We start from the raw sequence: 24993 nt of genomic DNA, 5'->3' as shown, positions 1-24993 counted from the left end.
GCGCGGTTGACGGGCAATGTGGCAGATTTGCCCGTCGGGTCAAGGATCAAGGAGGCTCAGGCTTCCAGAAGACGACGTAGCAGGTCGATGTCTTCGGCAAGGCTGCGATCGGCGCTGCGCAGCTCCTCGATTTTCTTGACGCCGTGCATAATCGTGGTGTGATCGCGCCCGCCGAAACGCCGCCCGATTTCCGGCAGCGACCTAGAGGTCATCTGCTTAGCCAGATACATCGCGATCTGGCGGGGGCGGGCGACGGTGCGCACGCGCTTTGGGCCGATCAGGTCCGACAGGCGCACGTTGTAATGTTCCGCGACCTTGCGCTGGATTTCCTCGATCGAGACTTTGCGGTCATTGGCGCGCAGGATGTCGGCCAGACATTCCTGCGTCATGTCCAGCGTGATTTCCCGGCCCATCAGGCTGGCGAATGCGAACAAGCGCTGCAGCGCGCCTTCCAGCACGCGCACGTTCGAGGTGATGCGATGCGCCAGAAATTCCAGCACGCCCGGCGCAAGTTGCAGGCCCGGATATTGCACGCGGAAGGAATCGGTCTTGGATTGCAGGATGCCCAGACGCAGTTCGTAATCGGTCGGGTGCAGATCGACGACCAGGCCGCATTGCAGGCGCGACTTGATACGTTCCTCCATGTCCTTGATCTCGCCCGGCGCGCGATCGGCGGAAATGACGATCTGCTTGCCCTGATCGACCAACGTGTTGAACGTGTGGAAGAATTCTTCCTGCGTTGAATCCTTGCCCGCGATGAACTGCACGTCATCAACCATCAGCACGGACACGGTGCGGAACAGTTCCTTGAAATCCATGACGGTGCGGTCGCGCAGCGCCTGAACAAAGCGATACATGAACTGTTCGGCCGACAGATACAGCACGCGGGCATCGGGCTGACGCAGCTGCGTTTCGCGGGCGATGGCGTGCATCAGGTGCGTTTTGCCCAGACCCACGCCACCGTAAAGGAACAGCGGGTTGAAGGTCACCGGCCCACCTTCGGCCACGCGGCGCGCGGCGGCATGGGCCAGTTCGTTGGGCTTGCCCACGACAAAGTTGTCAAAGGTGAAACGCTGATCCAGCGGCGCTGCCAGTTCCTCCTCGGCAGCGGCGGCGCGCGGGGCGGCACGGCGCGGTTCTTCGGGGGCGGCGGCCTGGGCTGGGCGGCTGGGCTGGCTGCGCGTCTCGAAGCTCAGGCGATGGACGGGCGCACCAAGGCGGTCCAGCACCTTCAGGATTTCATCGCTGTAGTGGCGCGAAACCCAGTCGGACAGAAAGCGGGTGGGGCTGGCGATAAAGGCAGTGCCTTCGTCAACCTCGGTCAGCTTCAGCGGCTCGATCCAGGTCGTGAAGCTGTCCGCCCCGACGATCTTTTGAAGTTCCTCACGTGCCTGCCCCCAGATATTGTCCATTTCGCCCATGTCCGTTCCGTTGCCCATATCCCCGCCGCGTTTTGCCCGGCGTGCTTTTGATTCGGCATTCGGCGCCCGGATGGACAGGTCGATAGGATACAAAGACCGTCCGCCGCAAAAGCAGCGTGACATGCCATCTTGTGGCCCAACGTCCAGACATGAATCACAGACCCGGTGGCAGCCGGTTCCGCAAATCCATTGGTAGCTGATCGTCCCCCGATCAGGCTGCCTTCCCGCGTTCCGGCGGCAGAGCCGGTGCAGCGGGATTGTCCCCCAGGTGCGAAGTGAATCGCAGGATCGAAGCTAGCAAGAAGCACGCTCCGCCGACAACCGATCTTCGTGCTTGACAGTTACTTTGCCCGCTCGAATCTCAGGATGCAGCATTGATGCTGCACCACAGCGAAAACCGTGTCTTTCCAGCATTTTGCCCGCAAATGCCGCTTTTCGTCCGAAGTTAAAGGGCACGCCCGAAACGAGCGTGCCCTTTTTGAATTCTACTGTTAGTTGCGCAAAAGACGCAGCGGATCAGGCGGTCGCCAGAGCCTTAACACGCGATGCCAGACGCGAAATCTTGCGCGACGCGGTGTTCTTGTGAACGACGCCCTTGGTCACGCCGCGCATCAGTTCCGGCTGGGCGCTTTTCAGCGCTTCTGCGGCTGCAGTCGCGTCGCCCGAAGCAAGTGCTTCTTCGACTTTGCGCAGATAGGTGCGGATGCGCGAACGGCGTGCCTTGTTGACGGCGGTGACGCGCTCGATCTGGCGGGCGCGCTTTTTGGACTGGGGCGTATTTGCCATGGGTGCGTTATCTTTCGTTATAGATCAGGTTCACGCAAACCCCGACGTCCCCGTCCGTCGCCGGATGGTTTCGAATCTTGCCTTAAGCGGGCCCACGCGCATGTAAGGCTGGCCCTATACAGGCGCCGCACCCGATTGCCAAGCGAAAATCAGCGGTCGCGGAACTGCGCCTCGCGTTTTTCAAGGAATGCGGCCATGCCTTCCTTCTGATCGTCGGTCGCGAACAATGCCTGAAAGCTGCGGCGTTCGAACAGGATGCCTTCGTTCAGCGTCGTTTCATAGGCGCGGTTCACGGCCTCTTTGGCGGCAATGGCGGCGATCTGGGATTTCTCGGCGATCTTCTTGGCGACCGTCAGCACTTCGGGGATCAGCTTGGCGGCAGGCACGACCCGGCTGACAAGACCAGAGCGCTCGGCCTCGGCGGCGTCCATGAAACGGCCCGTCAGGTGCATGTCCATCGACTTGGACTTGCCCACGAATCGCGTCAGACGCTGCGTGCCGCCGATGCCCGCGATGACCCCCAGATTGATCTCGGGCTGGCCGAATTTCGCGTTGTCCGAGCAGATGATGAAATCGCAGGCCATCGCCAATTCGCATCCGCCCCCCAGCGCGTAGCCGGAAACGGCGGCGATGATCGGTTTGCGGGTCGCGGTGATGCGGTCGATTTCGGCGCCGAAGATATTGTCGTTATAGACCTCGACAAAGGTTTTCTCGGCCATCTCCTTGATGTCGGCACCGGCGGCAAAGGCCTTTTCACTGCCGGTCAGGACGATGCAGCGCACCTTTTCGTTGCGGTCCGCCTCGGTCAGAGCATCCGCCAGCTCGCCCATCAGTTGCGAGTTCAATGCGTTCAGCGCCTCCGGGCGGTTCAGCCGGATCAGCGCAACATAGTCCTCGATCTCGATGGTGATGGTCTGGTAAGCCATGAAACCTAGCCTTTCGCATGGGTCAGTTGCCCGGACTCGTAGCAAAAGGCCGGGCTTTAGGCCAGCACCCGGTCAGGCCTGGCATTCAGGGCAGAAATAGCTGGAGCGGCCGGACTGCACGATGCGACCGATCGTTCCACTGCAGCCGGGCGTGGGGCAGGGCTGGCCTTCGCGGTCATAGACGCGGAAAGCGTGCTGGAAATAGCCCAATTCGCCCGTGGCCTGCCGGTGATCGCGCAGGGACGATCCGCCCGCCGCGATGGCTTCGGCCAGCACGTCGCGGATATGGCCGACCAACGGCGGCAGTTCGGCGGTCGTCACGGCCCCGGTCAGGCGGCGCGGATCTATGCCCGCGCGGTGCAACGCCTCGGAGACGTAGATATTGCCCAGACCCGCGACGATGCGCTGGTCCAGCAGCGCCGATTTGATCGGCGTCCGCCGCCCGGCAAAGGCACGTTCCAGCACGGCGGGGGTAAAGTCATCCGACAGCGGTTCCGGTCCCAGATGGCCCAGCAGCGGATGGGTGGCGTCAGGAGCCACCAGATCGACCATGCCGAATCGGCGGGCGTCGTTAAACGTGATCTGCGTGCCCTGATCGGTCCAGAACACGACATGATCGTGGCGCGGCAGGATCGCGGGGTCGCGGTGGAAATCGCCCTGACTTTCGCCCTCGATGACCATGCGGCCCGACATGCCCAGATGCAAAAGGATGCTGCCGCGGTTTTCCAGATCGATCAGGATGTATTTCGACCGGCGGCGCAGCCCGGTGACGCGCGCACCCGTCGCCACCTGCACCAGGTCGGGGGGCAGGGGCCAGCGCAGATCAGGGCGACGCGCCTCGGCCCGCGCGATGGTGCGGCCTTCAAGATGGGGCAGCAATCCGCGGCGGACGGTTTCGACCTCGGGCAGTTCTGGCATTTATTTTCCATTCGTCGCATGGTGCGCGGCGCGCATCCGGTCTATCTGGGCGCGAAAGGCAGAATGGACAAGCTCGATGACCGACAACCCGCGCAAAGAAACCCATTTCGGCTTCCGCACCGTCGCCGAGGAAGAAAAGGCCGGATTGGTCCATGGCGTCTTTTCCCGCGTGGCGTCGCGCTATGACGTGATGAACGACCTGATGAGCGTGGGCATCCACCGCATCTGGAAGACCGCGATGATGGACTGGCTGGCCCCGCGCGACGGTCAGCACCTGCTGGATGTTGCGGGCGGGACGGGCGACATCGCCTTTCGCTTTTTGGAACGCGCATCGGGCGCGCGGGTCACGGTTTGCGACATGACGGAATCCATGCTGGTCGAGGGTCGCAAACGCGCCGAGGCCGAGCTTCTTTCCGACCGCCTTGCATGGGTGACGGGCGACGCGATGAAGCTGCCTTTTGCCGACGAATCCTTTGACCGCTACACGATCAGCTTCGGTATCCGCAACGTCACCCGCATCCCCGATGCACTGGCCGAGGCGCGTCGCGTGCTGAAGCCGGGCGGGCGGTTGATGGTGTTGGAATTCAGCCAGATGCCCGTGCCGATGCTGCAATGGCTTTACGACCGCTACAGCTTCAACGTCATCCCGGCGATGGGGCAGGTCGTGGCCAATGACCGCGACAGCTATCAGTATCTGGTCGAATCCATCCGCAATTTCCCGGACCAGAAGACCTTTGCCGACATGATCCGCCATGCGGGCTTTGGCCGCGTGCAGTATCGCAACATGTCCATGGGCATCGCGGCGCTGCATTCCGGCTGGAAGATCTGATGCGGGGTCCGCACAATATCTGGCGCCTGATCCGCACCGGCGCGACATTCGAACGCACCGGCGCGATGGCCGTGGCGCTGGATGCAGTCGATGCGCCCGCGCGCGTCCGGGCTGCGGCACGGATATTGGGCTGGCCCTTTGCGTGGCTGGGCTATCACGGCGATCCCGACCTGCCTCCGGTGACGCGGGCGATCACCGCCTTGGGTCCGGCCTATATCAAGTTCGGCCAGATCCTTTCGACCCGTCCCGATGTGGTCGGCCCGGAACTGGCCCAGCAGCTATCGATGCTGCAGGACCGCCTGCCGCCGTTTTCGCAGGCCGATGCCCGCCGTATCGTCGCCGAAGATCTTGGCCAGCCGGTCGAAGCGCTGTTCAGCGAATTTTCCGAGCCTGTAGCCGCCGCCTCTATCGCGCAGGTCCATCGTGCCCGACGTGCCGATAACGGGCGCGAGGTGGCGGTCAAGGTACTGCGCCCTTCGGTCCAGTCGGGGTTCCGGCGCGACATCGACGCCTTTCACTTTGCGGCGGGGATGATCGAACGCATCTCGCCCGCGACGCGCCGCTTGCGGCCGCGCGATGTGGTCAGCCACTTCGAATCCGTCGTCACGGGCGAGTTGGATCTGCGGCGCGAGGCGGCCAATGCTTCGGAATTCGCGGAAAACACCCAGAACGACGAAGGGATGCGCGTTCCGCGTCCGCATTGGCATCTCAGCGCGCGCCGCGTGCTGACCGCCGATTGGGCCGAAGGCGTCGCCATGGGCGATGTCGGTGCATTGCAGGCGGCGGGACATGACATGCCGGGCCTTGCTGCGCGTGTGCTGCAGCTTTTTCTGCAACACGCGCTGCGCGACGGATTTTTCCACGCCGACATGCATCAGGGGAACCTGAAGGTCGCGGCTGACGGCGATGTGGTGATCTATGATTTCGGTATCATGGGCGAAATCGACGAATATACCCGTCGCGTCTATGCCGAGATCCTGATGGGCTTTATCCGCCGCGACTATATGCGCGTGGCACGGGTCCATTTCGAGGCGGGCTATGTCCCGCGCGACCGCGACATGGCCGAATTCGCCCGCGCGCTGCGTGCGGTCGGCGAACCGATCTTCGGCGCCGATGCCAGCCGCATTTCCATGGCGAACCTGCTGGCCTATCTGTTCGAGGTGACCGAGCGTTTCGGCATGGCGACCCGGACCGAATTGATCCTGCTGCAGCGCACGATGGTCGTGGTCGAAGGCGTGGCGCGTTCGATCGACCCGCAGATCAACATGTGGGAAGTCGCGCGCCCTGTGGTCGAAAGCTATATCCGCGACAATCTGGGGCCCAAGGCTGCCGTGCGCGATCTGGGCCGCTCGGCGCAGGTGCTGGCGCGTTTCGCCCCGCTGCTGCCCGAATTCCTTGAACGGCGGATGCCGGAACTGCTGCGTGAACCCGAACAGGTCGTCGTGACCCCGCGCCGCCGCAGCTTTGGTGCGGGCGTCGCGCTTGGGGCCGGGGTCGCGCTTTTATCGGCGCTGATCGGCGCATGGCTGGGCTAGGTCCGCACCTGCCTCTTGAGCGCGTCATGTCTTTGTCATAACGCTTCTGACATGCGGATTCTTTATCTAGGGGACGTGATGGGCCGGTCAGGCCGTCGCGCCATCATCGAGGGGCTTGGCCCGCTGAAGCAGCGGCTTGGCGTCGATTTCACTGTGGTCAATGGCGAAAACGCTTCTGGCGGCATGGGCCTGACGGCGGGGCACGCCAAGCTGCTGCTGGATGCGGGCGCCGATTGCATCACCTTGGGCGATCACGCTTTCGACCAGAAAGACATGCTGTCCTTTATCGACAGTGAGCCGCGCATCATCCGGCCGCTGAACTATTCCAAGGCCGCGCCGGGTCGCGGTGCGCGCGTGTTCGATGCGACGCGCGGGCGCAAGGTGCTGGTGGCGCAGATCCTTGGGCAGGTCTTCATGAAACGCCCGTTCGACGATCCGTTCTCTGCGATCGATGTGGTCTTGCGGACCCATACGCTGGGCGGGCTGGTTCAGGCATCCGTGGTGGATATCCACGCCGAGGCGACCAGTGAGAAAATGGCGATCGGTCATTGGTGCGACGGGCGCGCCAGCCTTGTCGTCGGCACCCATACCCATGTGCCCACCGCCGACACGATGATCCTGCCGCGCGGCACGGGCTATCAGTCGGATGCCGGGATGTGCGGCGACTATGACAGCGTGATCGGCATGGACAAGGCGGAACCCCTGCGGCGATTCCTGACCGGCATGTCCAGCGAACGCTTCACCCCCGCCGAAGGTGAAGCGACGCTTGCGGGCGTTCTCGTCACGACTGACGACCGAACAGGCAAGGCCACCGCAATCGAAGCCGTGCGTGCAGGCGGCAAGCTAAGTCAGACGCATCTTTCCGCCTGATCGTGGAAGGAAGCCTGCTTTCGCTTGCGGCCCGGCAGAAAATAATTCTATCTCCCATCAAGTGAGCCGTGATTTACAGCGGCGCCTCGGGACAGGAATTTCATGCTCGGATTCGAACTGACCGGAAATAACGCGGCTATCGCGATGCTTGTCATCGTGACCATCACCTTCATCCAGTTCATTCGCGAAAAGCATCCGCCCGAGGTCGTGGCGATCGGCTCTGCCGCGGTGATGATGATGCTGGGGCTGTTGCCCATCAAGGATGCGGGCAGCGTGCTGTCAAACGCCGCCCCCTGGACCATCGCCTTCATGTTCCTGATCATGGGCGGCCTGTTGCGCACCGGCGCGCTGGAACTGATGTCGCGCATCGTGACTGCGCGGGCTGATACCAGACCGCTTTTCACCGTCTGCGGCCTGTTTGCATTTGTCATCGTCGCATCGGCGGTGATGAACAATACCCCGGTTGTGGCGGTGATGATCCCCATCGTCATCCAATTGGCACTGCGCCTGAACATGTCGCCGTCCAAGCTGCTGATGCCGCTGAGCTATTTCACCATCTTGGGCGGCATGATCACGCTGATCGGCACCTCGACCAACCTGCTGGTCGATGGTGTGGCGCGTGAACAGGGCATGGAGCCTTTCACCATTTTCGAGATCGCGCCCGTCGGGATCGCGATCACGTTGGCGGGTATCGCCTATTTCGCGGTGCTGGGCAAAAAGCTGTTGCCGGACCGCACCTCGCTTGCCGGGTTTCTGGGTCAGCGGCGCGAGATGAAATATTTCACCGAGGTCGCCATCCCCGAAGATAGCAGCCTTGTCGGCCAGAACGTGACCGAGATCGCGATGTTCAAGCGCGAGGCGGTTCGGCTGATCGACGTGCTGCGGGGCGACGCATCGCTGCGCCGCAACCTGTCCGAGGTGGTGCTGGAACCGGGCGACCGGGTGGTGCTGCGTTCGGAAATGGCCGACCTGCTGGAGATGCAGGGCAACAAGAACCTGCAGATGGTCGATAAGCTTTCCTCGGTCGCGACGGAAACGGTTGAGGTGCTGATCTCGCCCGGTGCGCGTCTGGTCGGGCGGCGTCTGGGCGATATGCGTCTGCGCCGCCGTTACGGCGTCTACGTGCTGGCCGCCCATCGCCGCAGCCAGAATATCGGGCGGCAGCTTGACGATCTGGTGGTGCGCGTCGGCGATACGCTTTTGCTGGAAGGCGCGCCCGAAGACATCGCCCGCCTTGCCGCCGACATGGAGCTGCTGGACGTGTCGCGCCCCGCCGCGCGGCCCTATCGTCGTGGCAAGGCGCCGATCGCAATCGCCTGTCTGCTGTCGGTGGTGACGCTGGCCGCATTCGACGTGGCACCGATTCAGGCGCTGGCCTTCATGGCTGCTGCGGTGGTCCTGATCACCCGCTGCGTCGATGCCGAAGAGGCGTTTTCCTTTGTGGACGGTCGCCTGCTGGCGATGATCTTTGCCATGCTCGCCGTGGGTGAGGCGCTGGAATATACCGGCACGGTCAATCTGATTGTGGACAATGTGGCACCCTGGCTGAAAGGTCTGCCGCCCTTCTTCACGCTGATCGCCATCTATTTCCTGGGTCTGATCATGACCGAGGTGCTGTCGAACAACGCCGTGGCCGTCCTGCTGACACCCATCGCCATCGCGCTGGCCAAGTCGCTGGGCCATGATCCGCGCGCCTATGTGGTGGCGGTCATGTTCTCGGCGACGGTCGCGTTTGCCACGCCCATCGGCTATCAGACCCACATGATGGTCTATGGTCCGGGCGGCTACAAATTCTCGGATTTCGTGAAGGTTGGCGTGCCGCTGGACATCATCTGCGGCATCGTGGCCTGCCTGACGATCCCGCTGTTCTGGCCGCTTTAGGCGAAACTGGCGCGCACGGCAGCTTCGGCCTTGGCCGCAAGCGTCTTGCGCGTTTCACCGGCGACCTGGATCGGGGGATGCAGATGCACCGTCACGCTGCCCTGACGGCGGCGTGACAGCACGGCCAGCAGATGCGGCCCAAGCCCCATATCGCCGAACCAGCCATAGAAGCGCGGATCTTCGCCCGCAGGGGCGTGATAGACCGCGCTCATCGGTTGGATGGCAAGGTCTTGGGGCAAAGCGGGGTCCATGAAGCCCTGAAACAGCGTAGGCTTGAAGGGCAGGACGCGGCGGCCATCGGTGCTGGTGCCTTCGGGAAAGAACAGCAGGCGGTGTCCAGCGCGGGTGCGGCTGGCAAATTCCAGTGCCTGCTGGCGGGCCAGCTTGGGGTCGCGGGTGACGAAATGCGTGTTGGTGACGCGGGTCAGGATATTGATGCCCGGCCAGCCAGCCACCTCGGATTTCGAGACGAAGAACACCGGCATCGCAGCATTCAGCACAAGGATGTCCAGCCAGCTTGAATGGTTTGCGACCACTGCACCGGGCCCGTGCATCGGCTGGCCTTCGCGGTGGCAGCACAGGCCCATGATCCACAGGCACAGCCGGCACACACCCTGCACCCAAGGTCCGGTCAGCGGGCGGCGCGGGCCGGTGAACAGCCGTTCCACCCAGCGCAGCGGCAGGATCAGGATGACGCCCAGCAGCAGGACCGAGACGATGCCAAACCCGCGCGTCGCGATCAGAAACCAGCCCAGCGGGCCGGGACGCGGCAAGGGCGGCGGCGGCACATCGCTGCGCCAGGCACCTCGATACCCGGCCTCGGCCTCGACCGATGCCTCGCTCATTGGCCCTGCCGACGGGTTTCGTAGAAATTGCGGTGCTTTTGCGACATTGCGGCGGTATCCACCATCAGGAACACGTCGGTCGTGTTGAATTCGCGGTCCAGATATGCGCCTTCGCCGATGCTGCCGCCGATCCGCAGATAGGCCTTGATCAGCGGAGGCATGGCCACCATCGCCTCGCGCCGGTCAAGCTGGTCGGCGGGGATCAGGTCCATGTCCTGAAAGCCTGTCGCATGGGCCTTGGGGCGGATGGTTTCGGGTGCCAGATGGTTGTGATGCAGCCATGCCAGCGATTGCGCCAGCGGTGCGACATCCGTGCCGTGAAAGGACGCGACGCCGAACAGGATCTGGATTTCCCGTGCAAGCACATATTCGGCCAAGGCGTTCCACAGCAGGAACATCCCCGGACCACCGCGGAAGTCCCTGTCCATGCAGGACCGGCCCAGTTCCAGCAGCGAACGGCCCGATCGGCGCAGCGGGTCCAGATCATATTCGCTGTCGCAATAAAAGCGCCCGAACCCGGCGGCGCGCGCGCCGGGCAGCAGGCGATAGACGCCGACGACATGATCCAGATCAGCCTTGCTGCGGCGGTTATCCACCAGCACCAGATGATCGACCACGGCGTCGAATTCGTCGCGTTCCAGCCGCAGCTCGTGATCGACAAGTGGACCGTCGCCGCCCAGTTCTTCGACAAAGACCCTGTAGCGCAGGCGCTGCGCTGCCATCAGGTCCGCCTGATCCGTGGCCAGCCGCGTTTCGAAATACGAACTTTCGGGCGTCATCTTAAGGCAAGGCACCTGATTGGGTTATGGTTCGCAACCGTGTAGGCGGGCCAGCGACACAATGCAACATGCGCGACCCTTTGGCAGGGCTTTGCGCGCATCTGTAGAATTGACTCAGCCAAAAGTTGCAATAAACTTCAATTGTCTGCTTCAGGAGTTGCTCGTGACAAGCTCAAGGCTGACGTGGCGCCCGTCCACGACCTGCTTGCCCGCATTTGCGAAATTGACCGTGATACGATCTCCGATGCGGGACTGAACCTGACCCGTGCCCCATTCAGGCGCGCCGGGGTGGCGCACGATCATTCCGGGCTCAAGGATTTCATTCATCTTATTCGCCCTTCTGCGGCAATTCTTTTAGGCTAACTCATTCATGGACGATCTGACTTTCTACCGCAACTCGCCCGCCGCAGACCTGATCGATGCCGACAAGCTGGCGGCGATGGTCAGTTCGCGCCTGTGCCACGATCTTGTGTCACCGCTTGGCGCAATTGGAAACGGATTGGAACTGTTGCAGATGTCGGGCGAATTCCCCGGCATCGGCAAAAGCCCGGAACTGCAGCTGATCGCAGAAAGCGTCGAGGCGGCGCGTGCCCGTATCCGGTGGTTCCGCGTGGCCTTTGGTGCGGCAGCCGAGGGTCAGCGGCTTGGGCCGAATGAACTGGCCGCCTTGCTGGGTGATATGGAAAAAGCCGGACGCCTGCGCATCCGCCTTGAGGCCGAGGGCGATCTGCCCCGGTCCGAGGCGCGCATGATCCTGCTGGCGGCGATGTGTCTGGACACCGCGATGCCATGGGGATGCAGCGTTCTGGTCTGTCGGGGGGCCGTGGGCTGGCGACTGGTCGCCACCGCCAGCCGGATCAAGCCTGACACAGCCTTGTGGTCCTGGCTGGATGCCGGTCCGGGCGAGCGACCAGAACCAGCGCCGTCCGAAGTGCATTTCCCGCTATTGGCAGGCTTCGCCGCAAAGGCGCAGCGCAAGCTGCATTGGGAACTGGACGAAACCGGCGGAGAAATTTCGTTTTAATTGCGCGCGACGGCTCGGGCGATGCGCTTGGCCCATGACGGCGGGGCGTCGGGCACATCATCAAGCAGGCGTGATAGGGCGGCGGTCCCGGCGTCCGGGTCCAGGGTCAGCAGCGCCAGACAGGCTTCTAGCCGCAGCTTTGGCACGGCATCGCGTGCCAGTTCCTGCAGGATAACCACCGCGCGCGGCGCATGATGCGCTGCTGCGGCACTGGCAAGGCTAAGCCGATAGCGGGGCGATGCGTGCCGCGCCGCCCGGTGCATCCGCCGGATACGGCCCGCGTCCAGCCGTCGCTGCACCAGCATCGTCGATATGGTGCCGATGCCCCCGGCCTCGGCAACCACGCCCGTCGCGGGGTGGCCGCCATGGGGCAGGGCCACCGCTTTCAGGTGCGGAAACGCCGCCCTGATGCGCTGGACATGGGCGCGGTCGGCCGGGATCGTGGGATCGTAGATCACGACGCCACGCAGCGCGGTGTCCCCCCGCGCTTCGGGCAAGGGCATGTCGCGGCCGATGCGCGCGAATTTCTCGTGTCTGCCGGGGTCGTAGGGCGCGATTGCCGGGTCGATCGAATATTGCGGCGACACCGCCAGAACGCGGCGCAGATGCGCAGCGCGGGAATAAAGCAACGCACCATAGCCGCCCATCGAAAAGCCTGTGGCGCAGACATCCGCATAGCCCACTGTTGCCGCATCCAGCGCCGCCGCAAGGGCGTCGCTGGTATCGGACAGGAACCAGTCACGCCGCGCGGTCTGCACGGTCAGCGCGTCGATCCCCAGCCGTTCGGCAAAGCGCGGGCAGGTCGTGGGCTCATAGCCGTTCATCACGTCGCGCCCGGCCTCGAAGCAGACCACGGCGCGGTCGCTGCCACCGGGCGCCGCGAACAGCGTGACCCGGTGGTTGCCGTCTTCGTGCAGACGCCGGGCCTGCCTTGCGGTCGGACCCGGCGGTGCCGTATCAGTCGCGGATCGTGCCATCGCCGGTGACCAGATATTTGAAGCTGGTCAGCTGCTCGGCGCCCACGGGGCCGCGCGCGTGCATCTTGCCCGTGGCGATGCCGATTTCCGCACCCATGCCGAATTCGCCGCCATCCGCGAACTGGGTCGAGGCGTTGCGCATCAGGATCGCGCTGTCCAGACCCTTGAAGAAGCGTTCGGCAGTCGCATCATTTTCAGTCAGGATGGATTCCGTATGCCCCGAGCCATAGCGGCGGATATGGGCCATCGCTTCGTCCACACCATCGACCAGTTTGACGGCGATGATCTTGTCCAGAAACTCCTGCCCGAAATCAGAGGGGTCGGCCTTGATCGTGCCGGCGGTCTTGGCCAACTCGCCATCGGCGCGCACCTCGACCCCGGCATCCAGCAGATCGCGCAGCAGCACGTCGCCATGCTTGGTGTAGAACTGCCAGTCGATCAGCAGACATTCCGCCGCACCGCAGATGCCGGTGCGCCGCGTCTTGGCGTTCAGCACGACACGCCGCGCCTTTTCCAGATCGGCATCGCGGTCGGCATAGACGTGGCAGATGCCTTCCAGATGCGCAAAGACAGGGACACGGGCTTCCTTCTGGACCAGTCCGACCAGACCCTTGCCGCCGCGCGGCACGATCACGTCGATCAGCCCCTGGGCACGCAGCATGGCCGCCACCGCCTCGCGGTCGCGGGTGGGGACAAGCTGGATCGCGGCTTCGGGCAAGGCCGCCTGACGCAGCCCGGTGGCCAGCGCGCGGTGGATTGCGCCCGAACTGTTCAGGCTTTCCGAACCGCCGCGCAGGATGACCGCATTGCCCGATTTCAGCGCCAGGGCTGCGGCATCCGCGGTCACATTGGGACGGCTTTCATAGATCACGCCGATCACGCCAAGGGGCGTGGCGACCCGCTGGATATGCAGCCCGTTGGGGCGATCCCATTCGGTCAGAACCTTGCCCACCGGATCTTCCTGCGCGGCAACCGAACGCAGCCCTTCGGCCATGGCGCGGATGCGGGCGGTGTCCAGCTTGAGCCGGTCCAGCATGGATGGCGAAAGACCTTTCTCCTCGGCGAAATGCATGTCTTCGGCATTGGCGTCCAGGATCTCGTCCTTGGTGGACAGGATCGCGTCGGCAGCACCGATCAGGGCGGCATGCTTACGCTCGGCCGTGGTCTGGGCCAGCACGGCGGCGGCATCGCGCGCCTTGGCACCCAGATCCGCAATCAGCGCATCGGCGTCAGAGGTGGTCAGGTCTTTCATGTGATCGTTCCCTTTCATGCGCAAACAGATAGGCGCGGGCGCATCGGAAAACCAGCGATAAAGGGAAAGCGCAGGATTCTGTTGCCAGGTTCCTGCCGACCCCGCCTGCCGCGGCTAAGCGACAGGACTTAAGTTTCGGTTACCCGAGCTGCTTACGCAGCCAGAGCGACCGGAGCACGGTTGTCGTTGGCAACTGTACAATTTGCACCGATATCGGTGGTAGCTCACCGAGACAAAGCAAACATCTTTAGACGTTCGTCGATCCTGTTTCGACCCCATTTGCCCCCAACGAGGGAGTTTTGGTGGAGTCGCCGGGTACCGCCCCCGGGTCCGATCCGCTTATTACATGCGCGTTTATGTCCATAGTCCGGGCGAACCCGAACAGGCAGAATATAAGGGTGGTGCCGAGGTGGCGCAAGGGTGACAGAACATGGGTTAACCATGTTCCCACGGCGTTCATGTTTTGACCCGTTCAGTGCAGTTCTTCAACCGCAAGTAGAAGAAACGGAACGAAAAAGGGGAACGCAATCGCGTTCCCCAATAATTGCTGGGCTTGCGGCAGGAACATCGTTGAACGTGCCCCGCCACAGATGCCGCGATCAGAACCCGGCCTTGATCTTCTCGAATTCCTGCAGCTGACGCTCGCGCTGCTGCGGGTCGTTCGGGGTCTGGGCAAGGATCGGGGCGCTGACCTCGGACAGGCCTTCCTTCACCGCGGGTTCGTCCTTGATGGTTTCCATCGCAGCGGTCGAGGTGTGGCCGTAACCGATGGTGTCCAAAAGACCTTTCGCAGCCGTCGGGGCCAGCCATGCGTTGATGAAGTCATAGGCTTTTTCTTCGCTGCCCGGACCGTTCTTCAGGTTGATGAACCCACAGAAGAAGGTCGATGAGCCCTCGGTCGGTGCGCGCTGAAAGCCCACCGGGAAGCCGTCGTTTTCCAGCAGCACGACGCCGTCATTCCACGACCATGCCACATCCACCGCGCCCGATGCCATCAGTTGCGCCTGTTCCGACGGGTCGGCCCAATAGGCTGCGACGTTCTGATGGGCCTGACGCAGCCATTCTGCGGCGGCGGTAAACTGTTCGTCGGTCACCTTGGTCCAGTCGGTGGTGCCTGTCGCCAGATAGGCCAGCGCCCAGACATCATCCGCCGAATCGGGCAGGCTGGTGCGGCCCTGATATTTCGGATCGACAAAGACGTTCAGGCTGGCCACGTCCTCGGGGGGCACGTTGTCCTTGTTATAGGCGATGGCGGTCGCGCCCCAATCGGTCGGGATATACCAGACGCCGCTGTCATCCTTGAAGATGGGCGAGTCCAGGAAGCGCGGGTCGATCGTCGAGAATGCCGGGATCTTGGACACGTCCCACGGCTCGATCAGGCCGGCATCGCGGTATTTCGACACCATCTGCGAACAGGGATGCGCGACGTCCGCCTTGAACCCCGAGGCGAGCTTTTGATACGCCTCATCGTCGTCGCCGTAAAAGGCGTAGGTCGGGCTGTCGCCGTATTTTTCGACATAGCCCTGAAAGATGGAAGGTTCCTCGAACCCGGCCCAGTCGAAGACCGTCAGTTCGGGATCGGCTGCAAAGGCAGGCGCGGCAAAGGCCGAGCCGAATACCAGGGCAATGGCAGAGGAGCGCAGAAGTTTCATCTGGGACCTTATGGATAAACGGGTGGCAGGTATGCACGGAACGCTAACGGCAGCGCGCCACCCCCGCAAGCATTCGCAGGCATTTCAGGTGCATGTTCTGTCGTGACTGCCCGGTGAAAGGGCGCAGCCTACCAGCGACCCGACGCGCCGCCGCCCCGCGACGATCCGCCGCCAAAGCCTCCGCCGCCGCCGTGCGGGCCGGGGCCGCGATAGTCGCGGTTGCGTTCCTGCCGCAAAAGTTCGCCCGCCGCGCCGTAATAGGCGATGCGGGGCAGGGCGCCCGAGCGGCTTTCCTGCCAGCCGCAATGCGGACAGTGGCGCGTGATCTGCTGGGCTGCGACCATATGTCCGCCGTCCGGCAAGGGCTGGCGTTCCGGCGTGCGCTGGGTGGTGACGCCGCTGCGGTTGCATTGCGGGCAGCGCCGCCTGCGCCACGCCTTGCGCGCGATGGCCAAAAGGATCGCACCAAAGGCCGCAAAGGCTGCAAGCCCCGTCCAGTCGCGCGACGATTCGCGGGCTGTCACGGGATTGCCCGCCGCGACGGGGCGGGCGATCAGGCGGATGATGTCATCGGTCGTTTGCCGGATGCCCGCCGATGCCTGATCCTTGCGCATGGCGGGCAGCAGCGTGCCGCGCATGATGTCCTGCGCCAGAATGTCAGCTTCGGGCGAATAGCCGCGGCCCAGTTCGATCCGCGCCTCGCGGTTGGCTGACAGCACCAGCAGCATGAAGCCGTCATTGCGCGCGGCGTCCCCTACGCCCCAGTGGTTGAACAGCCGGGTCGCGAAAGGCTCCAGCCCGTCCGTGCCGCCATAGCGCGCGCGGTCGGTCAGCGTGACGACCGTGCCCTGCACGCCCGTCTGATCGCGCAGATCGGTCAAGGCGCGTTCCAGCACGCGGGCGTCATCGGCGGTCAGCAGGCCCGCGAAGTCGTTGACCGTGGTGGACCGCCATTCAGGCAGATCCTGCGCCACGGCCTGCACGGCCAGCCCCAGCGTCAGCACCAGCAGGGCCAGCAGACGGCGCATGGATCAGCCCGCCAGAATGTCGGGGCCGCCGACGATCCTGGCATCGGGCGTGCCAATGACAGCATCGTCGCGCCCCACGAAATCCACCGCTCGCAGGATGGTCTGGATCGCGGCAATGCGCGCGCGGCGTTTGTCATCGGCGCGGATCACCGTCCAGGGTGCGATGCCCGAATGGCTGCGCGCCAGCGTGTCGCGGATCGCATCGCTGTAATCGTCCCACTTCGCCAGCCCGTCCACGTCGATGGAACTTAGCTTCCACTGCTTCAGCGGGTCTGCCTCGCGGTCAAGGAAACGCAGCAACTGTTCGGCCCGGCCGACATTCAGCCACAGCTTGACCAGCGTGACGCCATCATCGACCAGCATGTTTTCGAAATGCGGAAGCTGGCGAAAGAACGTCTCGCGCTGCGCGTCGGTCGAAAAGCCGAAGACCTTTTCGACGACGCCGCGGTTATACCAGCTGCGGTCGAACAGCGCGATTTCACCCGCGCCGGGCAGCCAGTCGGCATAGCGCTGGAAATACCATTGCCCCGCTTCGCGTTCGCTGGGCTTGGGCAGCGCCACGATATAGGCCGAACGCGGGTTCAGGTTTTCCCGCACCCGCTCGATCGTGCCGCCCTTGCCGGCTGCGTCGCGGCCTTCGAACAGGACCACGATGCGCTTGCCGGTATGGATCACGTCGCGCATCAGGCGCACCAGTTGCAGTTGCAACGCCTCCATATGCGCGTCGTATTCCTTGCCCTTCATCTCCTCGGGGTATGGATAATCCGGGTTCAGGATCTTCTTGCCATCGGCCCCCTTGACCGCCTTGCGGAGATCATCGGGCGCGTCATGTTCGAAAAACCGCGTGATCGCGCCGACATAGGGCAGGTCGGGGTGATGCTCCGTCAGTGCCTTGTCGTCCTTGCCCATGTCACTCGCCCCCGATTTTGGCCATGTCGTAATAGGTGGTCTGATAGATCTCGTTGATCCAGTTACCGTAAAGCAGATGCGCGTGACTGCGCCAGCGGTTGGTCGGCGCCAGACGCGGATCGTCGTCCGGGTAATAGTTCACCGGCACGTTGATTTCCTTGCCGGCCACCACGTCGCGGTCGTATTCGTCCTTCAGCGTGGTGCTGTCATATTCGAAATGGTTGAACACATACAGCGCCCGCCGACCCGCATCCTCCAGCAGGCACGGGCCCACCTGATCCGAGGCGATCAGCGTGCGCAGGCCCGGTGCTGCGTCCACCTCGTCCTGGCGCACCTCGGTCCAGCGGCTGACGGGCACCAGCACATCATCCGAAAAACCCCGCAGATAGGGCGAGGCCGGGGCCAGATTGCGATGCCGGAAGCAGCCGAAAGCCTTGTGGTCCAGCGGATGCTTTTTCAGCCCGTTGAAATGCCACGCCATCGCCATGCCGCCCCAGCAGACGCCAAAGGTCGAATGCACATGGCTTTGCGTCCATTCGAACACGCGGGTCAATTCGTCCCAATAGGTCACCTGATCAAAGGGCAGATGCTCGATCGGGGCGCCGGTGATGATCAGGCCGTCGAACTTCTCGCCGGTGGCCTCGACCTCGCGGAAGGTGCGGTAAAAGCTTTGCAGGTGATCGGCGGCGGTGTTGCGGCTTTCGTGGTCCGACATCCGGATCAGCTGAAAGTCGATCTGCAACGGCGTCGCGCCTATCAGGCGGGCGAACTGGTTTTCGGTCTGGATCTTCTTGGGCATCAGGTTCAGCAACCCGATGCGCAAAGGGCGGATGTCCTGCATCGCCGCGCGACCCGGCGACATGACCATGACGCCTTCGTTCGACAGGATGTCAAAGGCGGGCAGGTCATTGGGCAGGGTAATCGGCATCTCAGGCGTCCTTTCGTTCGATTGCCTTGGCGATCAGTTCGTTCAGATCGTCGGGGGTTCTGACTTCGGCGACTTCCTCGGCCAGAATGGTGACACCGCGCCGGGCCATGGCGGCGTAGCGCGGCTGGCGGTGGGCCAGCGCGCGGGCATAGGTCCAGCGGATGAAATCGTCGGGGTTGACCTGTTCGGCCTCAAGCCCCTTTTCAACCCGGTATGAGGTCCACGCGCGGTCCAGAAACTCGGGCTGGTAATACATCGGCTTTGGCGCGCGATCAAAGCGGCGCACCAGTTCGGCCGTATGCGCGTCGCTGCCCTTGATCCAGATCATCAGCATGTCGCGGGACAGCGCGTCCAGCACCGGGTCGCTGTCGGCAAGCGGGTCCACCACCTCGCAGATCGAGCCGCCGCTGTCGCAGACGAAATGCGGAATGCCGTAGATCTCCTGACCGCGGCGGATGAAATGCCCGCTGTCCAGCAGCGACGCGATCTCGGCCATGCGATGCTGGTCCTGACGGCGCATGTATTCGTCAAAGGGCAGGCCGCCCCGCGTCTCGCTGCCGGGTTTGCCCAGATAGGTCGAAAGCGGCGCCAGATTGTCGAAGGTGATGTTGCTGGCGATATAGACCGAATCCGACAGCAGCAATTCGCGCAGGAACGGCACCTTCATTGCTTCGCGCTTGAAGTTGTCGGCGATCAGTTCGCCCATGTAGCGCGTGCCGATGCGGTAATCGACCGAATAGTGGAACCATTGCCCGGACCCGCGCAGCATGGTGGCCAGAAACGTCTTGCCAAGGCCCGACATGCCAAAGAAAAGCACCCGCTTTTTCGGGGCAGACAGCCATTCGGCGCGGGTCTTGTAAAGCATGGGCCATCCTTTGCGCGGTCTGGCGATAGTTAAAGGCCCGCCGCGCAAGATAAAAGGCCCGTCAACCGCATCGAGCCAGCACATTAATGATTCCGCTGTAGCGCCAAGGCCACAATCGCGCTATGATTCGACCCAGACCCGGCAAACGGGCAGCCCCATCCGGGGCATTGGCAGAGGCAGTGACGGCGGTATTTCCATGACCGAGATGGTCTTTGGCACCACGCCCGTGCGGGCTGGTGATCCGATTCTTCCACGTTGGTGGCGCACGGTGGACCGATGGTCGCTGGCCTGTGTGCTGGGACTGTTTGCGATGGGGCTTCTTTTGGGACTGGCGGCATCCGTGCCGCTGGCCGAAAAGAACAACCTTCCGCAATTCTATTACGTCTCGCGGCAGGCGGTGTTCGGCGGCATGGCGATGGTGGTGATGCTGATCGTCTCGACCTTCTCGCCCAAGCAGGTGCGCCGGATCGGGGTGTTGGGCTTCATGGTCGCCTTTGCGGTCGTGCTGGCGCTGCCCTTTATCGGCACCGACTTCGGCAAGGGTGCAGTGCGATGGCTGCGACTGCCCGGCGGCATGTCGGTCCAGCCGTCCGAGTTCCTGAAGCCCTGTTTCGTCGCGATCTGCGCCTGGTTCATGGCCGCAAGCCAGTCGGTGGGCGGCCCGCCCGGACGCAGCTATTCGGCGGGCATTGCCGGGGCGGTCGTGATCCTTTTGGCCTTGCAGCCCGATTTCGGTCAGGCCTCGCTGGTGCTGTTTTCGTGGTGCGTGATGTATTTCATCGCGGGCGCCCCGCTGACGCTTTTGTTCGGCGTGCTGGGCACGGCGGTCGCGGGCGGCTTTTTCGCCTATAACGCCTCCGAACACTTTGCCCGCCGGATCAACGGCTTTCTGGCGGCCGAGGTCGATCCGCGCACCCAGATCGGCTATGCTACCAACGCCATTCAGGAAGGCGGCTTCTTTGGTGTGGGTGTCGGCGAAGGCTCGGTCAAATGGTCGCTGCCCGACGCGCATACCGATTTCATCATCGCCGTCGCAGCCGAGGAATACGGCCTGATCATGGTGCTGGCGATCATCGCGCTTTACATGACGGTGGTGTTTCGTTCGCTGATGCGGCTGCGCGACGAACGCGATCCCTTTGCCCGGATCGCGGGCACGGGTCTGGCCTGCGCCTTTGGCGTGCAGGCGCTGATCAATATGGGCGTCGCGGTGCGGCTGCTGCCCGCCAAGGGGATGACGCTGCCCTTTGTCAGCTATGGTGGTTCGTCGGTCATCGCATCGGGGATTGCGGTGGGGATGCTGCTTGCGCTGACCCGCTCGCGTCCGCAGGGGCTGATGGGCGACGTTCTGGGACGGGGTCGTTCGTGAACCAGCCGCTTTGCCTGATTGCCGCCGGCGGAACCGGCGGCCACATGTTCCCCGCCCAATCGCTGGCCGAGGTGCTGCTGTCGCGCGGCTGGCGCGTCAAGCTGTCCACCGACGAACGCGGTGCGCGCTATGCCACTGCCTTTCCCGAGGCGGTGACGCGCGAAATCGTCAGCTCGGCCACCACGGCGCGGGGCGGGGCGGTCGCGAAACTGGCCGTGCCCCTGCGCATCGGCGCGGGCGTCCTGTCGGCCATTCGCGGGATGCGGGCCGATCCGCCCGCCGTTGTCGTGGGCTTTGGCGGCTATCCGACCATTCCCGCCATGTCCGCCGCGCTGGCCCTGCGCATTCCGCGCATGATCCATGAACAGAACGGCGTCATGGGGCGCGTCAATATGGCCTTTGCCCGCCGCGTGGACCGCGTGGCATGCGGCACATGGCCCACGCAATTGCCGCCGGGCGTGACCGGCATCCATACGGGAAACCCAGTCCGCGCGGCGGTGCTGGATCAGGCGGGCGCGCCCTATGCCGGGCCCGCCGACGATGAAACGCTGCATGTGCTTGTCATCGGCGGCAGTCAGGGCGCGCGCGTGCTGTCGGACGTCGTGCCCACGGCCATCGCGGATCTGCCCGACGACATGCGCCCGCGCCTTTCGGTCAGCCATCAGGCCCGCGCCGAAGACGGCATCCGCGTGACCGAGGCTTATGCGAAAGCCGGTATCCGCGCCGAGGTGAAGCCGTTCTTTGACGATGTGCCGCAGCGGCTGGCGCAGGCGCAACTGGTGGTCAGCCGGGCAGGGGCATCCTCGATCGCGGACATCACCGTGATCGGGCGTCCGGCCATCCTGATCCCCTTTGCCGCAGCCACCGGCGATCACCAAAGCGCCAACGCCCGCGCCTTGGCCGAAAGCGGTGCCGCCAGCGTTCTGCCGGAATCCGTGCTTGACGCGGACAGCCTGAAACGCGACATGCATGAAATTCTTTCCGACAGCGCCCGCGCCACCCAGATGGCAGCCGCGGCGCTAACGCTCGCCCGCCCCGACGCGGCCGAGCGCCTTGCAGAACTGGTAACGGAACTTCAGCGATGAACGCAGCGACCAAACTTCCGGGCGAGCTTGGCCCCATTCACTTCGTCGGCATTGGCGGCATCGGCATGTCGGGCATCGCCGAAGTCCTGATGACGCTGGGCTATGACGTGCAGGGGTCGGACGCCAAGCGGTCCAAGATCACCGACCGGCTGGAAACTTTGGGCGCCACCATATTCGAGGGCCAGCGCGCCGAAAATATCGGCGAGGCGGGCGTGGTCGTCATCTCGACCGCGATCAAAAAGGGCAACCCCGAACTTGAGGAAGCCCGCCGCCGTGGCCTGCCCATCGTGCGCCGCGCCGAAATGCTGGCCGAACTGATGCGGATGCGTTCCAATGTCGCGGTTGCCGGGACGCATGGCAAGACGACCACCACGACCATGGTGGCGACGCTGCTGGACGCGGGCGGCTTTGATCCTACGGTGATCAATGGCGGCGTGATCCACGCCTATGGCTCGAACGCGCGGGCGGGCGCCGGCGAGTGGATGGTGGTCGAGGCCGACGAATCCGACGGCAGCTTCAACCGCCTGCCCGCGACCATCGCTATCGTGACGAATATCGACCCCGAGCATATGGAGCACTGGGGCAGCTTCGACGCGCTGCGCAAGGGCTTTCATGATTTCGTCTCGAACATCCCGTTCTACGGGCTGGCCGTTTGCTGCACCGACCACCCCGAGGTGCAGTCGCTGGTGGGCAAGCTGACCGACCGTCGCGTCGCTACCTTCGGCTTCAACGCGCAGGCCGATGTGCGTGCGATCAATCTGCGCTATGAAAACGGCATCGCGCATTTCGACATCGCCCTGCAGGGCGAGGCCGAGATCAACGATGGCGAGATCCCGGTGATCGAGGGCTGCACCCTGCCTATGCCCGGCGATCACAACGTCTCGAACGCCTTGGCCGCCGTCGCCGTTGCCCGCCATCTGGGCATGAAACGCGCCCAGATCCGCGACGCGCTGGCGAAATTCGGCGGCGTCGGTCGTCGCTTTACCCGCGTGGGCGAGGTGAACGGCGTCACCATCATCGACGATTACGGCCACCACCCCGTCGAAATCGCCGCCGTGCTGAAGGCCGCGCGTCAGGCGACCAAGGGCCGCGTCATCGCCGTGCATCAGCCGCACCGCTATACGCGCCTGTCGAACCTGTTCGACGATTTCTGCACCTGCTTCAACGAAGCAGATGTGGTGGCCATCGCCGAAGTCTATTCGGCGGGCGAGGAACCGATCCCCGGCGCGTCGCGCGACGATCTGGTGGCCGGTCTGATCGCTCACGGCCACCGCCATGCCCGCGCCGTGATCGATGAGGCCGATCTGGCCCGTCTGGTCCGCGAACAGGCGCGCCCCGGCGATATGGTGGTCTGCCTTGGGGCGGGGACCATCTCGACCTGGGCCAATGCGCTACCTGAAAGGCTGTCGGAGAAAGCCGCGTGATCCAATATGCCAACCATCCCGGCGTTGCGGCACTCGCGGCGACCATCTGGGCCTTGCTTGCCTGCCTGCTGCCGCTGGTTGCGCTGAGCTGGCGCCACTTGGCGGTCTGGGGGCTGGTGTTCTGCGGCGTGCCGGTGCTGGGCTGGCTGACCTATCTGTGCGGTCCGGGCTTTGGCGTGCTGTTCTTGGCGCTTGGCCTGTCGGTGCTGGTCTGGCCACCGCTGGATGCGATGCGCCGCCGCCGCGGGGCGCTTTGATCGAATGGAGATCGCGGCCCTTATCGCGATCACGATTTTTGCCCTTTACGCGCTGATCGGCGCCGGCAGGGCGCAAAGCCTGCAACCCCGCCGCATCGTGCTGCCCGTCGGCACGGCCTTGGGCGCGGCGCTCGCTTGCTACCTGATCGGCGAAACCAAGACAGCCGGATTTCTGGCGGGGATCATTGGCGTTCTGGGCATGATCATCATGCTGATCGCCGCAGCCGGGCTGACGATCGGCTGGCTGACCGTTCAGGCCCCCATGCGTTTTCGCGTGATACCCAGCCGCAACTGGCCCGTCAGTTGGGATCTGATCGTGACTGCACTGTTGGGTGCTGCCTGCACCTTTTGCGCCGCCATCGAATAGGGTTTCGCGCCGCACGCCCGTTGACGCATCCCGCGCCGCTGACTAGGACCACGCCATGACATATCCGCTTCCGACCCCGCGCGGCGCGCTGACGCCGAACCGTTCTTTGGCCGACCTGACATGGCTGCGTGTTGGTGGTCCGGCGGATTACCTGTTCCAGCCCGCAGATCAAGACGATCTGGCGCAGTTTCTGGCCGCGCTGGACCCGGCGGTCGCGGTGTTTCCGATGGGTGTCGGCTCAAACCTGATCGTGCGCGATGGCGGTATCCGGGGCGTGGTGATCCGCCTTGGCCGCGGCTTCAACACAATTCAGATCGAGAGCGATGTCGTGACCGCAGGTGCGGCGGCGCTGGACGCCCATGTCGCGCGCAAGGCGGCCGAGGCGGGACGAGACCTGACATTCCTGCGCACAATTCCCGGCAGCATCGGCGGCGCGGTCCGCATGAATGCGGGCTGCTATGGCACCTATGTCGCCGATCATCTGGTCTCGGTCCGGGTCGCCACGCGCGGGGGCGAGATGCTGGACATTGCCGCAGCCGACCTGAAGCTGGCTTATCGCCATGCCGAAATCCCCGAAGGTTGGGTCTTGACCCAAGCCACCTTCCGCGCTGATGCGGGCGATCCCGCCGAACTTGCGGCCAGGATGGATGACCAGCTGTCGCGCCGCGATGCCAGCCAGCCGACCAAGGACCGCACCGCAGGATCGACTTTCCGCAATCCGGCGGGCTTTTCTTCGACCGGGCGGGCGGATGACGTGCATGACCTGAAAGCATGGTCGCTGATCGACGCGGCGGGTCTGCGCGGGCATCGGCTGGGCGGCGCGCAAATGTCTGAAAAGCACCCGAATTTCCTGACCAATGCAGATGGCGCGACCGCAGCCGAACTTGAGGCGCTTGGCGAATTCGTGCGCGAAAAGGTGCGCGAAAGCTCGGGCCACGACCTGCAATGGGAAGTCATCCGCGTGGGCGAGCCGTAAACCGCCCTTTCGCCTGCAAATTTTCGCCCGTCGCGCGAAAAGACCCTTTTGCGATCAAGGCCGAACGGCTATCCTGCCTGCATAGAAATACCC

At 63.9% G+C, this 24993-nt stretch carries 25 protein-coding genes and 1 other RNA gene; 11 read left to right on the top strand and 15 right to left on the bottom strand.

Annotated features, from left to right (window positions below; genetic code table 11):
- Positions 1 to 56: 56 nt before the first annotated feature.
- The 4 genes from dnaA to mutM form a co-directional block, all read right to left on the bottom strand.
- Positions 57 to 1412 (bottom strand): chromosomal replication initiator protein DnaA, encoded by a 1356-nt coding sequence (gene dnaA, locus FN835_RS06955; protein WP_142662558.1) that lies wholly within the window; start codon positions 1410 to 1412, stop codon positions 57 to 59.
- A gap of 525 nt (positions 1413 to 1937) precedes the next feature.
- Complete coding sequence (gene rpsT / locus FN835_RS06950; protein WP_142662480.1) at positions 1938 to 2207, bottom strand: 30S ribosomal protein S20; 270 nt, start codon at positions 2205 to 2207, stop codon at positions 1938 to 1940.
- Between the two features lie 149 nt (positions 2208 to 2356).
- Entirely contained in the window at positions 2357 to 3133 is a 777-nt protein-coding gene (locus FN835_RS06945; RefSeq protein ID WP_142662479.1) for an enoyl-CoA hydratase, read from the bottom strand.
- A 72-nt stretch (positions 3134 to 3205) separates the two neighbouring features.
- Positions 3206 to 4051 (bottom strand): bifunctional DNA-formamidopyrimidine glycosylase/DNA-(apurinic or apyrimidinic site) lyase, encoded by an 846-nt coding sequence (gene mutM, locus FN835_RS06940; protein WP_142662478.1) that lies wholly within the window; start codon positions 4049 to 4051, stop codon positions 3206 to 3208.
- A 76-nt stretch (positions 4052 to 4127) separates the two neighbouring features.
- On the opposite strand from mutM, the gene ubiE reads away from it, so the two are divergent.
- From ubiE to FN835_RS06920, 4 genes are all read left to right on the top strand, one after another.
- A complete protein-coding gene (gene ubiE / locus FN835_RS06935) occupies positions 4128 to 4880 on the top strand; it encodes a bifunctional demethylmenaquinone methyltransferase/2-methoxy-6-polyprenyl-1,4-benzoquinol methylase UbiE (RefSeq protein WP_142662477.1) in 753 nt (250 codons plus the stop codon).
- Positions 4880 to 6415: a 2-polyprenylphenol 6-hydroxylase gene (gene ubiB, locus FN835_RS06930; protein WP_142662476.1), complete on the top strand. Its 1536-nt coding sequence runs from the start codon at positions 4880 to 4882 to the stop codon at positions 6413 to 6415. Before ubiE ends, ubiB begins: the two co-directional genes overlap by 1 nt.
- Positions 6416 to 6466: 51 nt before the next feature.
- Complete coding sequence (locus FN835_RS06925) at positions 6467 to 7285, top strand: TIGR00282 family metallophosphoesterase (RefSeq protein WP_142662475.1); 819 nt, start codon at positions 6467 to 6469, stop codon at positions 7283 to 7285.
- Between the two features lie 102 nt (positions 7286 to 7387).
- Positions 7388 to 9166, top strand: a complete 1779-nt coding sequence (locus FN835_RS06920; RefSeq protein ID WP_142662474.1) for an SLC13 family permease — start codon at positions 7388 to 7390, stop codon at positions 9164 to 9166.
- Here the strand turns inward: FN835_RS06920 and olsA are convergent.
- The 3 genes from olsA to FN835_RS06905 all read right to left on the bottom strand — a co-directional run bounded on the left by olsA (position 9163) and on the right by FN835_RS06905 (position 11117).
- Entirely contained in the window at positions 9163 to 10011 is an 849-nt protein-coding gene (gene olsA, locus FN835_RS06915; protein WP_142662473.1) for a lyso-ornithine lipid O-acyltransferase, read from the bottom strand. The genes FN835_RS06920 and olsA overlap by 4 nt on opposite strands.
- Complete coding sequence (gene olsB, locus FN835_RS06910) at positions 10008 to 10790, bottom strand: L-ornithine N(alpha)-acyltransferase (RefSeq protein ID WP_142662472.1); 783 nt, start codon at positions 10788 to 10790, stop codon at positions 10008 to 10010. The genes olsA and olsB overlap by 4 nt, the downstream gene beginning before the upstream one ends.
- 150 nt (positions 10791 to 10940) lie before the next feature.
- A complete protein-coding gene (locus FN835_RS06905; RefSeq protein WP_142662471.1) occupies positions 10941 to 11117 on the bottom strand; it encodes a DUF3553 domain-containing protein in 177 nt (58 codons plus the stop codon).
- A gap of 43 nt (positions 11118 to 11160) precedes the next feature.
- Between FN835_RS06905 and FN835_RS06900 the strand changes: the two genes are divergently transcribed.
- Positions 11161 to 11814: a histidine phosphotransferase family protein gene (locus FN835_RS06900; protein WP_142662470.1), complete on the top strand. Its 654-nt coding sequence runs from the start codon at positions 11161 to 11163 to the stop codon at positions 11812 to 11814.
- Here FN835_RS06900 and FN835_RS06895 read toward each other — a convergent pair.
- The 8 genes from FN835_RS06895 to FN835_RS06860 form a co-directional block, all read right to left on the bottom strand.
- On the bottom strand, positions 11811 to 12791 hold the full coding sequence (locus FN835_RS06895) for a hypothetical protein (RefSeq protein ID WP_142662469.1): 981 nt from the start codon (positions 12789 to 12791) through the stop codon (positions 11811 to 11813). The two genes, FN835_RS06900 and FN835_RS06895, sit on opposite strands and share 4 nt — an antisense overlap.
- On the bottom strand, positions 12772 to 14043 hold the full coding sequence (locus tag FN835_RS06890) for a glutamate-5-semialdehyde dehydrogenase (RefSeq protein WP_142662468.1): 1272 nt from the start codon (positions 14041 to 14043) through the stop codon (positions 12772 to 12774). Before FN835_RS06890 ends, FN835_RS06895 begins: the two co-directional genes overlap by 20 nt.
- Before the next feature lie 67 nt (positions 14044 to 14110).
- Positions 14111 to 14465, bottom strand: a transfer-messenger RNA (tmRNA) gene (gene ssrA, locus FN835_RS06885).
- Positions 14466 to 14642: 177 nt separating this feature from the next.
- Positions 14643 to 15695, bottom strand: coding sequence for an ABC transporter substrate-binding protein (locus tag FN835_RS06880; RefSeq protein WP_142662467.1), 1053 nt, complete (start codon positions 15693 to 15695; stop codon positions 14643 to 14645).
- A gap of 128 nt (positions 15696 to 15823) precedes the next feature.
- Positions 15824 to 16723, bottom strand: coding sequence for a TPM domain-containing protein (locus FN835_RS06875; protein ID WP_142662466.1), 900 nt, complete (start codon positions 16721 to 16723; stop codon positions 15824 to 15826).
- A 3-nt stretch (positions 16724 to 16726) separates the two neighbouring features.
- Entirely contained in the window at positions 16727 to 17632 is a 906-nt protein-coding gene (gene ppk2 / locus FN835_RS06870; RefSeq protein WP_142662465.1) for a polyphosphate kinase 2, read from the bottom strand.
- A gap of 1 nt (position 17633) precedes the next feature.
- Positions 17634 to 18560, bottom strand: a complete 927-nt coding sequence (locus FN835_RS06865; protein WP_142662464.1) for a homoserine O-succinyltransferase — start codon at positions 18558 to 18560, stop codon at positions 17634 to 17636.
- A gap of 1 nt (position 18561) precedes the next feature.
- Positions 18562 to 19425 (bottom strand): ATPase, encoded by an 864-nt coding sequence (locus FN835_RS06860; RefSeq protein WP_142662463.1) that lies wholly within the window; start codon positions 19423 to 19425, stop codon positions 18562 to 18564.
- Positions 19426 to 19621: 196 nt separating this feature from the next.
- On the opposite strand from FN835_RS06860, the gene FN835_RS06855 reads away from it, so the two are divergent.
- Genes FN835_RS06855 through murB form a run of 6 tightly spaced genes read left to right on the top strand, consistent with a single transcriptional unit; the run spans position 19622 to position 24900 of the window.
- Positions 19622 to 20791 (top strand): FtsW/RodA/SpoVE family cell cycle protein, encoded by a 1170-nt coding sequence (locus FN835_RS06855; protein WP_142662462.1) that lies wholly within the window; start codon positions 19622 to 19624, stop codon positions 20789 to 20791.
- A complete protein-coding gene (locus FN835_RS06850; protein ID WP_142662461.1) occupies positions 20788 to 21876 on the top strand; it encodes a UDP-N-acetylglucosamine--N-acetylmuramyl-(pentapeptide) pyrophosphoryl-undecaprenol N-acetylglucosamine transferase in 1089 nt (362 codons plus the stop codon). The genes FN835_RS06855 and FN835_RS06850 overlap by 4 nt, the downstream gene beginning before the upstream one ends.
- Positions 21873 to 23300 (top strand): UDP-N-acetylmuramate--L-alanine ligase, encoded by a 1428-nt coding sequence (gene murC / locus FN835_RS06845; protein ID WP_142662460.1) that lies wholly within the window; start codon positions 21873 to 21875, stop codon positions 23298 to 23300. The genes FN835_RS06850 and murC overlap by 4 nt, the downstream gene beginning before the upstream one ends.
- Positions 23297 to 23557, top strand: coding sequence for a DUF2484 family protein (locus FN835_RS06840; RefSeq protein ID WP_142662459.1), 261 nt, complete (start codon positions 23297 to 23299; stop codon positions 23555 to 23557). Before murC ends, FN835_RS06840 begins: the two co-directional genes overlap by 4 nt.
- Positions 23558 to 23561: 4 nt before the next feature.
- Positions 23562 to 23924, top strand: coding sequence for a hypothetical protein (locus FN835_RS06835; protein WP_142662458.1), 363 nt, complete (start codon positions 23562 to 23564; stop codon positions 23922 to 23924).
- Positions 23925 to 23979: 55 nt separating this feature from the next.
- Complete coding sequence (gene murB / locus FN835_RS06830; protein WP_142662457.1) at positions 23980 to 24900, top strand: UDP-N-acetylmuramate dehydrogenase; 921 nt, start codon at positions 23980 to 23982, stop codon at positions 24898 to 24900.
- The last annotated feature ends 93 nt before the right edge of the window (positions 24901 to 24993 follow it).

Source organism: Paracoccus laeviglucosivorans (genome assembly GCF_900182695.1).
Taxonomy (GTDB): Bacteria; Pseudomonadota; Alphaproteobacteria; order Rhodobacterales; family Rhodobacteraceae; genus Paracoccus; species Paracoccus laeviglucosivorans.
This window is presented reverse-complemented; position numbering and strand designations above follow the sequence as displayed.

Excerpts from the sequence above, each read along its gene's own strand:
- FN835_RS06925 (WP_142662475.1), top strand. The coding sequence starts at position 6,467 with ATGCGGATTCTTTATCTAGGGGACGTGATGGGCCGGTCAGGCCGTCGC.
- FN835_RS06860 (WP_142662463.1), bottom strand. The coding sequence starts at position 19,425 with ATGCTTTACAAGACCCGCGCCGAATGGCTGTCTGCCCCGAAAAAGCGG.
- FN835_RS06890 (WP_142662468.1), bottom strand. The coding sequence starts at position 14,043 with ATGAAAGACCTGACCACCTCTGACGCCGATGCGCTGATTGCGGATCTG.
- dnaA (WP_142662558.1), bottom strand. The coding sequence starts at position 1,412 with ATGGACAATATCTGGGGGCAGGCACGTGAGGAACTTCAAAAGATCGTC.
- FN835_RS06905 (WP_142662471.1), bottom strand. The coding sequence starts at position 11,117 with ATGAATGAAATCCTTGAGCCCGGAATGATCGTGCGCCACCCCGGCGCG.
- ppk2 (WP_142662465.1), bottom strand. The coding sequence starts at position 17,632 with ATGGGCAAGGACGACAAGGCACTGACGGAGCATCACCCCGACCTGCCC.
- FN835_RS06880 (WP_142662467.1), bottom strand. The coding sequence starts at position 15,695 with ATGAAACTTCTGCGCTCCTCTGCCATTGCCCTGGTATTCGGCTCGGCC.
- FN835_RS06875 (WP_142662466.1), bottom strand. The coding sequence starts at position 16,723 with ATGCGCCGTCTGCTGGCCCTGCTGGTGCTGACGCTGGGGCTGGCCGTG.
- FN835_RS06895 (WP_142662469.1), bottom strand. The coding sequence starts at position 12,791 with ATGGCACGATCCGCGACTGATACGGCACCGCCGGGTCCGACCGCAAGG.
- FN835_RS06920 (WP_142662474.1), top strand. The coding sequence starts at position 7,388 with ATGCTCGGATTCGAACTGACCGGAAATAACGCGGCTATCGCGATGCTT.
- FN835_RS06945 (WP_142662479.1), bottom strand. The coding sequence starts at position 3,133 with ATGGCTTACCAGACCATCACCATCGAGATCGAGGACTATGTTGCGCTG.
- ubiB (WP_142662476.1), top strand. The coding sequence starts at position 4,880 with ATGCGGGGTCCGCACAATATCTGGCGCCTGATCCGCACCGGCGCGACA.
- olsB (WP_142662472.1), bottom strand. The coding sequence starts at position 10,790 with ATGACGCCCGAAAGTTCGTATTTCGAAACGCGGCTGGCCACGGATCAG.
- mutM (WP_142662478.1), bottom strand. The coding sequence starts at position 4,051 with ATGCCAGAACTGCCCGAGGTCGAAACCGTCCGCCGCGGATTGCTGCCC.
- olsA (WP_142662473.1), bottom strand. The coding sequence starts at position 10,011 with ATGAGCGAGGCATCGGTCGAGGCCGAGGCCGGGTATCGAGGTGCCTGG.
- rpsT (WP_142662480.1), bottom strand. The coding sequence starts at position 2,207 with ATGGCAAATACGCCCCAGTCCAAAAAGCGCGCCCGCCAGATCGAGCGC.
- FN835_RS06865 (WP_142662464.1), bottom strand. The coding sequence starts at position 18,560 with ATGCCGATTACCCTGCCCAATGACCTGCCCGCCTTTGACATCCTGTCG.
- FN835_RS06835 (WP_142662458.1), top strand. The coding sequence starts at position 23,562 with ATGGAGATCGCGGCCCTTATCGCGATCACGATTTTTGCCCTTTACGCG.
- murB (WP_142662457.1), top strand. The coding sequence starts at position 23,980 with ATGACATATCCGCTTCCGACCCCGCGCGGCGCGCTGACGCCGAACCGT.
- FN835_RS06855 (WP_142662462.1), top strand. The coding sequence starts at position 19,622 with ATGACCGAGATGGTCTTTGGCACCACGCCCGTGCGGGCTGGTGATCCG.
- FN835_RS06900 (WP_142662470.1), top strand. The coding sequence starts at position 11,161 with ATGGACGATCTGACTTTCTACCGCAACTCGCCCGCCGCAGACCTGATC.
- ubiE (WP_142662477.1), top strand. The coding sequence starts at position 4,128 with ATGACCGACAACCCGCGCAAAGAAACCCATTTCGGCTTCCGCACCGTC.
- murC (WP_142662460.1), top strand. The coding sequence starts at position 21,873 with ATGAACGCAGCGACCAAACTTCCGGGCGAGCTTGGCCCCATTCACTTC.